Source organism: Aquamicrobium zhengzhouense (assembly GCF_016124105.1).
Lineage (GTDB): Bacteria > Pseudomonadota > Alphaproteobacteria > Rhizobiales > Rhizobiaceae > Aerobium > Aerobium zhengzhouense.
In genome coordinates this window covers 34985-47866 of the sequence record NZ_JADGMQ010000012.1, presented here as the reverse complement: position 1 = coordinate 47866, position 12882 = coordinate 34985, and the positions used below count along the sequence as shown (strand labels likewise).

General features: G+C 59.8%; 14 protein-coding genes. 3 read left to right on the top strand and 11 right to left on the bottom strand.

The genetic code is table 11. The features are described 5' to 3' along the window. Window positions 1-3: 3 nt before the first annotated feature. The 6 genes from dxs to aroC form a co-directional block, all read right to left on the bottom strand. Window positions 4-1917, bottom strand: coding sequence for a 1-deoxy-D-xylulose-5-phosphate synthase (gene dxs / locus IOD40_RS15055; RefSeq protein WP_198477517.1), 1914 nt, complete (start codon window positions 1915-1917; stop codon window positions 4-6). Between the two features lie 90 nt (window positions 1918-2007). Continuing rightward, the gene (locus IOD40_RS15050) at window positions 2008-2928 is read right to left on the bottom strand and encodes a pirin family protein (RefSeq protein ID WP_198477516.1); all 921 of its coding nucleotides are present in this window, start codon (window positions 2926-2928) and stop codon (window positions 2008-2010) included. A gap of 101 nt (window positions 2929-3029) precedes the next feature. Beyond that, entirely contained in the window at window positions 3030-3284 is a 255-nt protein-coding gene (locus IOD40_RS15045; RefSeq protein WP_198477515.1) for an exodeoxyribonuclease VII small subunit, read from the bottom strand. A 3-nt stretch (window positions 3285-3287) separates the two neighbouring features. After that, window positions 3288-4214 carry a histone deacetylase family protein gene (locus IOD40_RS15040; protein ID WP_198477514.1) on the bottom strand — a complete coding sequence of 309 codons (927 nt, stop codon included), beginning with the start codon at window positions 4212-4214 and terminating at the stop codon, window positions 3288-3290. 130 nt (window positions 4215-4344) lie between these two features. Beyond that, window positions 4345-5451, bottom strand: a complete 1107-nt coding sequence (gene ribB, locus IOD40_RS15035; RefSeq protein WP_198477513.1) for a 3,4-dihydroxy-2-butanone-4-phosphate synthase — start codon at window positions 5449-5451, stop codon at window positions 4345-4347. 24 nt (window positions 5452-5475) lie between these two features. Beyond that, window positions 5476-6573, bottom strand: coding sequence for a chorismate synthase (gene aroC / locus IOD40_RS15030; RefSeq protein WP_198477512.1), 1098 nt, complete (start codon window positions 6571-6573; stop codon window positions 5476-5478). A gap of 190 nt (window positions 6574-6763) precedes the next feature. Between aroC and IOD40_RS15025 the strand changes: the two genes are divergently transcribed. Next, window positions 6764-7030, top strand: a complete 267-nt coding sequence (locus IOD40_RS15025; protein WP_233714013.1) for a DUF1344 domain-containing protein — start codon at window positions 6764-6766, stop codon at window positions 7028-7030. Between the two features lies 1 nt (window position 7031). Here IOD40_RS15025 and IOD40_RS15020 read toward each other — a convergent pair whose 3' ends face one another. The 4 genes from IOD40_RS15020 to IOD40_RS15005 form a co-directional block, all read right to left on the bottom strand. Then, window positions 7032-7622, bottom strand: coding sequence for a histidine phosphatase family protein (locus tag IOD40_RS15020; RefSeq protein ID WP_198477511.1), 591 nt, complete (start codon window positions 7620-7622; stop codon window positions 7032-7034). Next, the gene (fabI, locus tag IOD40_RS15015; RefSeq protein WP_198477510.1) at window positions 7619-8437 is read right to left on the bottom strand and encodes an enoyl-ACP reductase FabI; all 819 of its coding nucleotides are present in this window, start codon (window positions 8435-8437) and stop codon (window positions 7619-7621) included. The genes IOD40_RS15020 and fabI overlap by 4 nt, the downstream gene beginning before the upstream one ends. A 63-nt stretch (window positions 8438-8500) precedes the next feature. Then, window positions 8501-9439, bottom strand: coding sequence for a DnaJ C-terminal domain-containing protein (locus IOD40_RS15010; RefSeq protein WP_198477509.1), 939 nt, complete (start codon window positions 9437-9439; stop codon window positions 8501-8503). A 76-nt stretch (window positions 9440-9515) separates the two neighbouring features. Continuing rightward, window positions 9516-9950, bottom strand: a complete 435-nt coding sequence (locus tag IOD40_RS15005) for an RT0821/Lpp0805 family surface protein (RefSeq protein ID WP_233714012.1) — start codon at window positions 9948-9950, stop codon at window positions 9516-9518. 42 nt (window positions 9951-9992) lie between these two features. On the opposite strand from IOD40_RS15005, the gene pdxH reads away from it, so the two are divergent. Both pdxH and IOD40_RS14995 read left to right on the top strand, forming a co-directional pair. Next, window positions 9993-10607, top strand: coding sequence for a pyridoxamine 5'-phosphate oxidase (gene pdxH, locus IOD40_RS15000; RefSeq protein ID WP_198477507.1), 615 nt, complete (start codon window positions 9993-9995; stop codon window positions 10605-10607). 99 nt (window positions 10608-10706) lie between these two features. Continuing rightward, on the top strand, window positions 10707-12062 hold the full coding sequence (locus IOD40_RS14995; protein ID WP_198477506.1) for an esterase-like activity of phytase family protein: 1356 nt from the start codon (window positions 10707-10709) through the stop codon (window positions 12060-12062). A gap of 47 nt (window positions 12063-12109) precedes the next feature. On the opposite strand, the gene IOD40_RS14990 is transcribed toward IOD40_RS14995, so the two are convergent. Next, window positions 12110-12862, bottom strand: a complete 753-nt coding sequence (locus IOD40_RS14990; protein WP_198477505.1) for a crotonase/enoyl-CoA hydratase family protein — start codon at window positions 12860-12862, stop codon at window positions 12110-12112. Window positions 12863-12882: the final 20 nt, after the last annotated feature.

Sequence of the window (12882 nt, the reverse complement as noted above, 5' to 3'; positions counted from 1 at the left end):
CCGTCAGGCAGTAACCGCGCTGATCGAGCGGCCCAGCGCGGTGAAGACGGTGTGCACGATCCCTGTCGCATCTAGCCCGGCGCTGGCGTACATCTTTTCGGGCTTGCCGTGGTCGGTAAATTCGTCAGGCAAGACGAGCGGACGGACCTTCAAGCCGCTGTCGAGAAGGCCATCATGTGCCAGTTGATGCAGGATATGGCTGCCGAACCCGCCAATCGACCCCTCTTCGACCGTCACAAGCACTTCGTGCTCACGCGCAAGCCTGCGCAGCAGGTCGACGTCAAGCGGCTTGGCAAAACGAGCGTCAGCGACAGTGGTGGAGAGGCCGGCAGCGTCGAGTTCCTCGGCAGCGGCAAGGCAATCGGCCAGACGCGTTCCAAGTGACAGAAGCGCAACCTTGGTGCCTTCCTTGACGATCCGCCCCTTGCCGATCTCGAGGAACTGTCCGCGCTCCGGCATTTCAATGCCAACGCCATTTCCGCGGGGGTAGCGGAAAGAGATCGGGCCTTCATCATAATCGGCTGCCGTGCGCACCATGTGACGAAGTTCCGCCTCATCGGCTGCTGCCATCACTACGAAATCGGGAAGCGAGGCAAGGAATGCCACGTCGAAGGCGCCGCAATGAGTGGGACCATCGGCACCGACATAGCCCGCGCGATCAATCGGGAAGCGCACCGGCAGTTTCTGGATCGCTACGTCATGAACGACCTGGTCATAGGCGCGCTGCAGGAAGGTCGAGTAAATTGCCGCGAACGGCTTCAGCCCCTCCGTTGCAAGCCCGGCTGCGAAGGTCACCGCGTGTTGCTCAGCAATACCGACGTCAAAGGTCCGGCTCGGGAATGCTTCGCCGAACAGGTCAAGGCCAGTACCGCTCGGCATGGCGGCCGTGACAGCAACAATCCTGTCATCAAGCTTGGCCTCCTGAACCAGGCTCTCGGCGAACACCTTTGTGTAGGCAGGTGCGTTGGCGGGTGCCTTGGCCTGCGCGCCGCTGATGACGTCGAACTTGTTGACGCCGTGGTACTTGTCAGCAGCTGCCTCGGCAGGCGGATAGCCTTTGCCCTTCTGCGTCTTGACGTGGATGAGAACGGGGCCGGTATTGTTGTCGCGCACATTGCGCAGCACCGGCACCAGATGTTCAAGGTTGTGCCCGTCGATCGGCCCGATGTGGAAGAAACCCATTTCTTCAAACAGCGTGCCGCCGGTGACATAGCCGCGTGCGTGCTCAACGGCGCGGGTGACCGCGCGATCCACGCGCTCGCCGAGGTATGAGGTCAGCTTCTTGCCGATATCGCGGATGCCCTGGTAGGTCTTTCCCGATGCGAGACGTGCCAGATAGTGGCTCATCGCTCCGCTGGGCGGAGCAATCGACATGTCATTGTCGTTGAGGATGACGATCAGCCGGGCATCAAGGGCTCCGGCGTTGTTCAAAGCCTCATACGCCATGCCCGCCGACATCGCACCGTCACCAATTATCGCGATGACGTTGTTGTTGCCGCCTTTTAGATCGCGGCCCACAGCCATGCCGAGACCGGCCGAGATCGAGGTCGAAGAGTGTGCGGTTCCAAACGGATCGTATTCGCTCTCATCGCGCTTGGTGAAGCCGGAGAGCCCGCCTTCCTGCCGCAAGGTGCGAATGCGGTCACGCCGGCCCGTAAGAATCTTGTGCGGGTAAGCCTGGTGGCCAACGTCCCAGATGATCCGGTCATCGGGAGTGTTGAACACATAGTGCAGCGCGACGGTCAGTTCGACGACGCCAAGCCCTGCACCGAGATGACCGCCTGTCTGCGAGACTGCGTCGACGAGTTCGGTTCGCAATTCGCTCGCGAGTTGTGTCAGATCACCTTCCGGCAATGAGCGGAGATCAGCCGGAATCCGGACCTTGTCGAGGAGGGGTGTGCTGGGAGCTGACGACACGGGCTTCTTTACGACCGTTGGTGTTGAGTTAAGCCGGAGATAGGCTGTCGGACTAGGAAAGTAAATGCGCGCGGCATTTCAAAGGCAGTTTCACCCCTGTGGCAGGGGAATGAACTCCTCTTCATCACCCGGCACAATATCGAACCGGCCGGTGCGCCATTCTTCCTTCGCTTGCTCGATGCGCTCTTGCGAGGACGATACGAAGTTCCACCATATATAGCGTTTTGTGCCGAGAGATGCTCCGCCGAACAACATCAAATGCGCGCCTCTTTCGCTGGAGATCACGATTTCGTCGCCCGGGCGAAATGCCAGGAGCCGATCGGCCACGAAACGATCCGAAAGAACGTTGATCTCGCCCTCGAGAATATAGATCGCCCGCTCTTCCGCATCAGCCGGAATTTGCAAGGTCGCCCCCGGGGCGAGGCGCAGGTCGGCGTAAAGCGTTTCGGAAGCAGTCCGCACCGGTGATTTCCAGCCATGGAAAGAACCGATGATCACGCGTCCGGTAATGCCTTCGGCATCAATTTCAGGTAGATCGGTGCGCGCCGTATTTTCGAAAGCAGGCGCAATCTCCTCCTGCCCGTCTGGGAGCGCAAGCCAGGTCTGCAGCCCAGACATCGACATCGGATTGCCGCGCAGTTCTTCCGGCGACCGTTCTGAATGAACAATGCCTCGACCGGCGGTCATCAAATTGACGTCGCCGGGTTCGATTACCATTTCGGTCCCAAGCGAGTCGCGGTGCCGGATCTTGCCGTCGAAAAGGTAAGTGACCGTGGACAGTCCGATATGCGGATGCGGGCGTACGTCGAGCATCATGTCGCCGCGCAGGATCGCCGGCCCCATCCTGTCGAAGAAGATGAATGGCCCGACAAGCTTTCTTCGCGCTGTCGGCAGCGCGCGGCGCACCTCGAAACCGCCAATATCCTTTGCGTTCGGGATGATTAGCGTTTCAATCGCATCACATGCCAGGGCGTCGCCGGGCTGCGGGTCATTGCCTGGGAAAAAGCTCATCGTCAGACCTCCGCTACTGCAACGATGGAAGCACTCAGGGCGCAGCTCCTAGTCGGGACCGCGGCCCCGATGGCGTCACCGGCCCGAAATATCCGAGCGCCCTATTCGCTGTCGAGCGGCTCTGTACCCATCGGTTTGCCTTCACGCGACAGTCGAATTTTCTCGACCTTGTCTTCCGCCGCCTTCAGGAGCTTCTCGCAATGGACCTTCAACGCCTCGCCGCGCTCGTAGATTCGGATCGACTGATCGAGCGGCACATCACCGCGCTCCAGATCATCGACGATGCGCTCCAACGCAGCAAGTGCCTGCTCGAAGCTCATCGCGGCAATGTCGTCGTTGGTCGCAATCTCGGTCATCTCTCATCCCTTCATCAGGCGTCGTACGTGAGCGGCAGTGGAAAACGCCAGCCCATGCAGGTCGTATCCGCCTTCCAGAAGACTGACCAGCCGTCCATTCGACCAGCGGTCAGCTTTCCCCATCAACTCTGCAGTCGCCCAGTCAAAGTCGTCCTCGATGAGATTGAGTTCTGCTAGCGGATCCCGATGATGTGCATCAAATCCAGCCGAGATGATGATGAGGTCCGGCTGAAAATTGTCGAGCGCCGGCAGGATCCTGCTCCGGAACGCTTCCTTGAACGTCTCGCCATCCGCTCCGGCCGACAGCGGCGCGTTGACGATGTTGCCGGCACCAGTCTCGGCCTTCGCTCCCGTGCCTGGAAAAAGCGGCATCTGGTGGGTCGAGCAGTACATTACTGACGGATCGTCCCAGAAGATGTCTTGCGTTCCGTTGCCGTGATGGACGTCCCAATCCACCACCGCGACCCGTTCCACACCATGAACGCGCTGAGCGTGACGCGCCGCGATCGCGGCGTTGTTGAAAAGGCAAAAGCCCATCGCCGTCGTCTTTTCGGCGTGATGGCCCGGCGGGCGGGAAGCGACGAACACATTGTCCGCAGTACCCGAAAAAACATCGTCGACGGCAGCCAGCGCACCCCCGATACCTGCAAGCGCAGCCTGCCAGCTCTTGGGACTCACCGTCGTGTCGGAATCAATCCGGACAATCCCCTCATGCGGGATGCGCAGTCTGATCCTGTCATAATATTCTTCAGGATGAGCGAGAAGGATGGACCCCTCCTCCGCCATCGGCGCTTCCTTGCGGTCAAGATCATCGAAGTCAGACTCTTCAAGGATCTTGCCTATCGCGCGGAGACGATCTGGCCGTTCAGGATGTCCGGCAGGGGTCAGGTGCTCAAGATAAATCGGATGCGTGTAAAGCCGCGTGGTCATACTATCCGTATAGGCGCAGGCACCTCGTTTGGCCACGCCCTTACGTAAGCCGAATCTATTTTCCGCCCTAGAAATGCAAATGGCGCTGCCTCAACCAGAGAGACAGCGCCACCAAATCACGTTGCGATGTTTAGAGGATTTCGGTCGACGAGATCGCGATACCGAAACCTTCCAGTCCGACGTAATGCTTCTCTCGCGACGCGTAGAGCTGGATCGAGGAGATGCCAAGGTCGCGCAGAATCTGAGCGCCCAGACCGATTTCGCGCCACTCCGTCTCGCGACGAAGCGCTTCATCATGAGCTTCAGCCTCATCGCCGATCGCCGGACGGTTCCGCCCCACATCCTGACCCACGCCGACCGACCCTTCACGCAGGTAGACGACAACGCCGCGCTCGGCCTCAGCCATCTTCTTCATCACGCCTTCAAGGCGATTGGTTGGGCCAAAAACGTCAGAGACCGCGTTTTCCGCATGCAGTCGCACAGGCACGTCGACGCCGTCGCGAATGTCGCCGAAGACGACCGCAAGGTGCTGCATCGCATCCCACGGCAGGCGATAGGTGTAAGCCTTGGCGGGACCGGCAACAGTTTCGATGTCGAAACTTGTGACACGCTCAATCAGCGTCTCCTGACGCTGGCGGTAAGCAATCAGGTCTGCCACCGACACCTGCTTGAGACCGTTCTTCTCGGCAAATGCCTGAACCTGCGGGCCGCGCATGACTGTGCCGTCGTCATTGACCAGTTCGCAGATAACTCCGACAGGAGGCAGGCCGGCGAGCTTGCAAAGGTCAACCGCAGCCTCGGTATGGCCCGAGCGCATCAGCACCCCGCCCTCGCGGGCAACCAGCGGGAAGATGTGGCCGGGCCGGACAAAGTCCGCTGGGCCGACATTGCCGTTCGCAAGGTTACGGACCGTTAGCGTGCGGTCTTCAGCCGAGATGCCTGTGGTGGTTCCGTGCTTGAAGTCGATCGACACCGTGAACGCGGTCGAGTGCGGTGCATCATTCTCCGCAACCATCGGCTGCAGATTGAGGCGGCGCGCATCTTCCCGTGTCATCGGCGTGCAAACGATACCTGAGGTATGGCGCACGATGAACGCCATCTTTTCAGGCGTGCAATGAACTGCAGCGACGATCAGGTCGCCTTCGTTCTCACGACCGTCATCGTCCATGACGACAACGATCTCACCACGCTCAAAGGCGCGCAGCGCTTCGACAATCTTCTTCTGATCGTATGCCATCGTGAGGATCCGTTACTGAATGTGTCAGGCGATGCGGCCGGTCTGGCCGCGATGTCTCAGATAGTGATCGGCAATCGCGCAGGCGACCATTGCCTCACCGATCGGCACCGCGCGGATACCGACGCATGGGTCGTGGCGACCCTTTGTGCGAACGTCCACGTTGTTGCCGTCCTTGTCGATCGACTGGCGCGGGGTCAGGATCGAAGATGTCGGCTTGACCGCAAAGCGGGCGATGACCGGTTGGCCCGTCGAGATGCCTCCGAGGATGCCGCCAGCATGGTTAGACAGGAACACCGGGTTCCCGTCATTGCCGATCCGCATTTCGTCGGCATTTTCCTCGCCCGTCATACGCGCGGTCTCGAAGCCGTCGCCGATCTCTACGCCCTTCACGGCGTTGATCGACATCAGGTTCGAACAGATATCCTGATCGAGCTTGGCGTAAACCGGTGCGCCGAGGCCGGCAGGCACCCCCTCGGCAACAATTTCGATCAGCGCTCCCACCGACGAGCCATCCTTCCGGATCCCGTCCAGATATTCCGTAAAGGTAGCTACTGATTCAGGATCTGGCGTAAAGAACGGGTTTTCCGCGTCTTCAACGAAGTTCCAATTCCAGTTTGCGCGATTGATCGACTTTGTGCCCATCCCGACCAGCGCGCCGCGCACCACAAGACCCGGCACGACCTTGCGTGCCAGGGCTCCTGCTGCCACTCGCGCCGCCGTCTCGCGTGCGGAAGAGCGGCCGCCGCCACGATAGTCACGAATGCCATATTTCACGTCATAGGCATAATCCGCATGCCCGGGACGATATTGGCGGGCAATCTCGCCATAATCTTTGGAACGCTGATCCACATTCTCGATCATCATCGAGACAGGCGTACCCGTGGTTACCAGCTCATCGCCATCTTCGAGAACGCCAGACAAGATTCTGACCTGATCCGGCTCACGGCGCTGGGTAACGAAACGGGACTGGCCCGGACGCCGCCGATCCAGCTCCGCCTGAATGTCGCCAAGCTTGAACCGGACTCCCGGCGGGCACCCGTCTACAACGCAGCCCAGTGCCGGGCCGTGGCTTTCGCCCCACGTGGTAACGCGGAAGAGGTGTCCGAATGTGTTATGCGACATAAATTGGCCTGCCGGTAGTTTTGCTGACGCTTCTATTGGCGTTTTCCCGTAGCGTCAAACTCACGTGAACCACAGGCTTGCCGCGGGCGCGCAAAATTTTTGACACACTCACCCTGTCTCTGCTTTCGTAAGTAAAGCTGCGCTGCCAAAAGCGAGAGGCGTGCATCAAACTTCATGAAGGAAAGCCGTCATGCAAATGTTCAAGCGGATTTTCATCGCTGCCGCGATTGCCGTTCCGATGGCTCTCGTGGGTGGTGCTGCACATGCTGCAGAAGATGAGGGCAAGATAGCGCGTGTCGACGTGGCGAATCTGACCATCACGCTCGACAACGGCAACACGTACAAACTATCTGGTGAGTTCGACGTCGAGGCCTTGGTGGTAGGAACCGAGGTTGTTCTCGCCTACGACACCATCGAAGGCGAAAAGACCGTCACCGATCTCGTCACCTACGAATAGGTCAGAGCCAGGTCAAAGCACCGTTCTGAAAACGAAGCACCTGGTCCTGAGGAATTGGAAGCGAGGCGCACTCTTCTCCTGAAAAGGCATCCGCCAACCTAAATATTGAACGAATCACGCCGCCGTGCGTGACGCAGACTGTCTCCCGCGTCACTTCATCAAGCCAGGAGCCTATGCGCGCGGCCAGCATTTCATAGCTTTCCGCTTTCAACCCCGGCGGAAGGAAATTCCACTTGTCGGCGCTGCGGCGCATTGAACATCCAGGGTCGCTCGCCTCAAGTTCCGGATAAGTCCGCCCTTGCCAGTCCCCGAAATGTAGCTCGACCAGCCGCTCGTCCGTGCGATATCCGCCAGGATCAAGTCCCATCGACGCGCGCAGAATCTCCATCGTCTCGCGAGTCCGACTGAGAGGGCTCGCGACGAAGTCGAACGAGATCACGTCAGAAGCCCGTTCGACCAGCTTCCGCCCGTTACCGGCCGCCTGTTCGCGGCCGATATCGTTGAGGGGGATGTCAGCCTGCCCTTGCAGGCGATCCTCGGCGTTCCAGTCCGTCTGCCCGTGCCTGACGAAATAGATCGTGGGGCGGGTCATTCCTTGACGGTGGAGATATCCGGGGCGTCCACGGCCTTCATGCCGACGACGTGGTAGCCAGCGTCAACGTGATGAATCTCGCCGGTCACACCCTTGGAAAGGTCGGACAGGAGGTAAAGTGCCGAGTTTCCAACTTCGTCGATAGACACCGTCTTCTTCAGCGGCGCGTTGTACTCGTTCCACTTCAGAATGTAGCGGAAGTCGCCGATGCCAGATGCCGCGAGCGTCTTGATCGGACCAGCGGACACCGCGTTTACGCGAATGCCCTTGCCGCCGAGATCAACCGCCAGATACCGGACACTGGCCTCAAGGCCAGCCTTCGCAACGCCCATGACGTTGTAGTGCGGCATCACCTTTTCGGCTCCGTAATAGGTCAGCGTCAGAAGCGAACCACCATCCGTCATCAGCTTCTCGGCGCGCTTCGCCACAGCCGTGAACGAATAGATGGAAATGTCCATCGTACGCTGGAAGTTACCGCGTGTCGTGTCGACATAGCGGCCGTCGAGCTCTTCCTTGTCCGAGAAAGCGATGGCATGCACGAGGAAGTCGATCTTGCCCCACTTCTTCTCGAGATTCTCGAAGACAGCGTCGATGCTCTCTTCGACAGTGACATCGCAATCGCCAGCAATGTACGCGCCAAGTTCGGCTGCCAATGGCTCGACGCGCTTGCGGAACGCTTCACCCTGATAGGTCAGTGCAAGTTCCGCGCCCTGATCGGTCAATGCCTTGGCGATGCCCCACGCGATCGACCTGTTGTTCGCAACCCCCATGATGAGGCCGCGTTTTCCTGCCATCAGGCCGTTACCTGCCGCCATGAGACGTTCTCCGCATAGGTTAAGATTGGGTGCCGTATCGCACAGCCGCGTTCTCGCATCAAGCTATGCGGTGCGGGCTTCACCTTCCCGCAGTCGTTGGGCGTAAGCCTCCAGTTCAGCATCTCCTTCCGGAAGCATGATCTGGACATGGGCGTAAAGATCGCCTTGGCCGCCATTCTTCAGGGGCAGGCCCTTGCCTTTCAGGCGCAGCTTCCTGTCCGAGCTTGACCATGCGGGGACCGCGACCGCGAACCGCCCATGCGGCGTCTCCACCGGCACTTTGCCACCAAGGACCGCATCTGCCAGAGCCACAGGGACATCGACGTGCAGGTCGCGCCCCTCGACCCGGTAGACCGGGTGAGGCCGCAAGCGGACCTTGACGAGAGCGTCGCCTGGTTGCCCCCCCAGAGGCGAGCCCTCACCCTGTCCCTTGAGGCGGATCGTCTGGCCATCCTCAACGAATGCCGGCAGCTTGATCCCGACCTTTCGCCCGTCGGGGAACATCGCCGTCACCTTCGCCGCCGTCGCGATTTCCTCGATGGTTACGTCAAGCGTCACGTTGATGTCGCCGCCGGAAGACGCTCCGGCACGACGCTGCGCCCCGCCGCTCGCGCCGCGAGAGAACCCTCCACCGAAGAGGTCGGAGAAAATGTCGGAAGCATCGAAGCCCCCGCCAGGTCCTGAGGTGCGAAACTCGAAGTGCGAGCCGGGCCCGCCAGCCCCGCTTCGCCGAAAGCCGCCAAATGGATCGCCACCAGGGCCAAAATCCGCAAAGCGCGGCTTGCCCGCCGCATCAATCTCACCGCGGTCGAACTGGCCGCGTTTGGTCTCGTCGCCAAGCACCTCATAGGCCTGATTCACCTCGGCAAAGCTGTCTTTTGCCTTCGGATTGTCGGGGTTCTGGTCTGGATGATATTTCTTCGCCAGGCGCCGAAACGCCGACTTGATATCTTTCGCAGAGGCGTTCTTCGCAACGCCCAAAACGTCATAGGGATCGCGCATGGTGTCCTATCTGCCGGGGAATTCTAATTCGACTGTAATATGAGATCGATTGGGAAGAGATTCCAGTATCTTCGCCCTACTCGACCCGTTCAAAGCGGTTCATCGACCAAAGATTGGCGGAGGCCATGCAAGCCTGTCCTTCATAGAGGAACACGCCCTCATAGCTCTCGCGGGTTGCTGAAAAATCCCGGCACAGCACGCCGCCGGCGCGGCTTTCGCGAATATTGCGGATCGTACCGCTCGAACCTGAAACGACATTCGCCCAACCTATCCCCTTCTCGCCGCCCTCACTGACCAATGCCGACGAGACGACATTGCGAATCGTCCACTCATCCGAATCAGGAGTTATCCCGGCAGGAACCGAGCCGGTGGTGACCGACATGTCGGGGACTGCATCCTCCAGCGAAAAGCCCTTGCTGCCACAGCCTGCAAGGGAAGCGGCCAGACCAAGACCGACCAGAAGGAAAAGCCGGCTGCGCCAGTTACGGGAGCCTTGCGTCGGGCGCGCCAATAGGCAATCTCCCCTCATGACAATCGCTTTCAGGGTGCTACCATGGCCGGATCAAGCTTAACAGAGGGTGACTTCACCGAAAGCCCCGAACCCTACAGGCTGTTTGCGGAATGGCTTGAGGACGCGACGGCGTCCGAGTTGAATGATCCGAATGCGCTGGCACTGGCGACCGTGGATCCTGACGGGTTGCCAAATGTGCGAATGGTGCTTCTCAAGGGCTTCGACGAGCACGGCTTCGTCTTCTACACCAATTATGAGAGCAACAAGGGGCGCGAGATCCTTTCGTCGATGAAGGCTGCGATGTGCTTCCACTGGAAGAGCTTGCGCCGCCAGGTCCGGGTGCGTGGAACCATCGAGAAGGTGAGCGACGAAGAGGCCGACACATATTACGCGTCGCGCGCCCGTGGCAGCCGCATCGGCGCCTGGGCATCCAGACAGTCCCGCCCGCTTGAAGGCCGCTTCGCGCTGGAGAAAGCTGTGGCGGAATATACCGCGAAATTCGCGATCGGCTCGATTCCGAGGCCGCCATACTGGTCAGGCTTTCGGCTGGTTCCCAGCTCGATCGAGTTCTGGCACGACCGGCAGTTCCGCCTGCACGACCGCGTCGTTTTCGAGCCGGATGGCGATGAATGGAAGAAGACGAGGCTTTACCCGTAAATCGCAGCTCTCGCAAAACTGTCATTGCTACGTCAGGGCGCTGTCATTTGGACGATCTACTCCAATCGGGTCATTGAACCCTTCAGGGAGGATACCCGAATGATCAGACACCTTCTCGCCACGACCGCGCTGCTGGTTGCCGCGTCAACCGCAGCACAAGCCGAAGAAGCCTTTCAGGCCAAACTGGCGGGCCACGCCCACCTCCCTGCTTTTACACTGATCGCTCCACCGGCCGATGCGCCTCGGGACGCGTGGATTTCGGGCAAATTCACGGGTCAAACGCGCAACGAGAAACCCATGTCGGTGATGGGCGATGTCGGCGCGGCCTATGGCCAGCATCCGACCGGCATTTCGCTTCCGTTTCTTGGCCAGCCCGTCCAAGGCTTGTCCGGCTTCGCGATGAACCGCGCCGACGACGGCAGCATCTTCACCCTCACCGACAACGGTTTCGGCTCCAAGATCAACAGCCCCGATGCGCTCCTCTTCTTCCACCGTATGAAGCCCGATTTTGAAACCGGCTCGATCGATCGGCTGCAATCGGTCTTTTTGCGTGATCCGGACCACAAGGTTCCGTTCCGCATTGCCTATGAAGGCAGCGAGGAACGCTATCTAACGGGGGCCGACTTCGACCCGGAGAGCATCCAGTATCTCAACGGCGAGATCTGGATTGGTGACGAGTTCGGCCCATACATCATCCGCGCCACTGAAGATGGCCGGGTTCTGTCTGTCCACGAAACCATGCTTGACGGCGCGCCGCTGCGCGGCCCCGACACGCCCGGTGTCATCGTGCCTGCCGTCGCCGGCAAGGACTTCAAGGTCCAGCGTTCCGGTGGCTACGAGGGTATGGCGCTGCAACCCGGCTCCGACCTTCTGTGGGGCATGCTCGAAAAGCCGCTGCTCGATGAGGATGGCACACCGGAAGGCTCGTTCCTGCGGGTCCTCACCTTCGACACGCTAAATGGAGACTGGACTGGCGACAGCTACAAGTTCCAACTTGTGGAAGGCGCAACAGCCATTGGCGATTTCAACTTCATCGACGATACCCGCGCACTGATTATCGAGCGCGATAACGGCGAAGGCGATATCAGCCTTGAATGCAAGACCGACGACAGGAGCGCCTGTTATCCGGTACCGGCCAAGGTAAAGAACGTCGTTCTCGTCGATACGGCGCAGGTCGACAACGACGGTTTCATCAAACGGATCGCGTCGATCGACCTGCTCGACATCGCTGATCCGGATGGCAAGGCAAGGCTGTCCACGCAGGCCGACGGTGACCCCTCGGGCAAATTCACCTTCCCGTTCTTCACAATCGAAAACGTCATGCGCGTTGACGATACGCACATTCTGGTCGCGAACGACAACAACCTGCCGTTTTCGGGCGGTCTCGAAATCGGTACTGCAGCGAACAATGAATTCATCCTGCTTAACGTCGCTGACTTCCTGGCCGCGAAGTAATATCGCCAAAACGAGCGCCGCAGATTCCAGTTTTCTGCGGCCTCTCCCTACCCCCTCTTCCGGTTCATGAACGCCGCGAAAGCGTTGCGGGCTTCGGAGGACTTCAGGCGTTCGCGGAAATGCTCGCCTTCTTCCCTGATGCGGGTGACCAGCAATTCGCGATCGCCCAGCATCAGGTGGCGCGCGATCTTCATCGCCTGAGGCGGTTTTTGCGCAATGCGCTCGGCAGCGGCCATTGCTGCTGCCTCGAGCTCATCCTCGGCAACGATTTCGTAGATCAGGCCGGCCGCCTTGGCCCGTTCAGCCGGCAAGGGTTCTCCCAAAGCCAGCAGGGCAAACGCTCCCTGCCTTCCCAGAACTGCGGGCGCGATGAGGCTGGAGCCCGCTTCCGGCACCAGGCCCAAATCAACGAAAGGCGTGCGAAACTCGGTACGGGCCGTTGCGAAGGTCAGATCGCAGTGCAGGTTGATCGTGGTGCCGATGCCAACCGCAATGCCATCGACGCCAGAGACCAGCGGCTTTTCCAGCCGTGCCAGCGCGATCAGGAAGCTGAAAGCATTCAGCGGACCGTCATTACCCATCGCAACTGACATGAAGTCGGTGACGTCGTTTCCCGAAGAGAATATGCCGGGTACGCCGAAAATCAGATGTACGCGGACCTCATCGTCTGCATCAGCATCCACCAGCGCCTTTGTCATGGCAGCGTACATAGCGCTGGTGATCGCGTTTTTCTTGTCCGCTCGGTTCATGCGAATGATCTGAACCGCCCCGCGTCGTTCAACGATAATATGCTCGCTCACGTCCTCTCCCTCCGTTTGAA

Excerpts from the sequence above, each read along its gene's own strand:
- IOD40_RS15010 (WP_198477509.1), bottom strand. The coding sequence starts at position 9,439 with ATGCGCGATCCCTATGACGTTTTGGGCGTTGCGAAGAACGCCTCTGCG.
- pdxH (WP_198477507.1), top strand. The coding sequence starts at position 9,993 with ATGGCCGGATCAAGCTTAACAGAGGGTGACTTCACCGAAAGCCCCGAA.
- IOD40_RS14995 (WP_198477506.1), top strand. The coding sequence starts at position 10,707 with ATGATCAGACACCTTCTCGCCACGACCGCGCTGCTGGTTGCCGCGTCA.
- IOD40_RS15050 (WP_198477516.1), bottom strand. The coding sequence starts at position 2,928 with ATGAGCTTTTTCCCAGGCAATGACCCGCAGCCCGGCGACGCCCTGGCA.
- ribB (WP_198477513.1), bottom strand. The coding sequence starts at position 5,451 with ATGGCATACGATCAGAAGAAGATTGTCGAAGCGCTGCGCGCCTTTGAG.
- IOD40_RS15040 (WP_198477514.1), bottom strand. The coding sequence starts at position 4,214 with ATGACCACGCGGCTTTACACGCATCCGATTTATCTTGAGCACCTGACC.
- IOD40_RS15020 (WP_198477511.1), bottom strand. The coding sequence starts at position 7,622 with ATGACCCGCCCCACGATCTATTTCGTCAGGCACGGGCAGACGGACTGG.
- aroC (WP_198477512.1), bottom strand. The coding sequence starts at position 6,573 with ATGTCGCATAACACATTCGGACACCTCTTCCGCGTTACCACGTGGGGC.
- IOD40_RS15025 (WP_233714013.1), top strand. The coding sequence starts at position 6,764 with ATGCAAATGTTCAAGCGGATTTTCATCGCTGCCGCGATTGCCGTTCCG.
- fabI (WP_198477510.1), bottom strand. The coding sequence starts at position 8,437 with ATGGCGGCAGGTAACGGCCTGATGGCAGGAAAACGCGGCCTCATCATG.
- IOD40_RS15045 (WP_198477515.1), bottom strand. The coding sequence starts at position 3,284 with ATGACCGAGATTGCGACCAACGACGACATTGCCGCGATGAGCTTCGAG.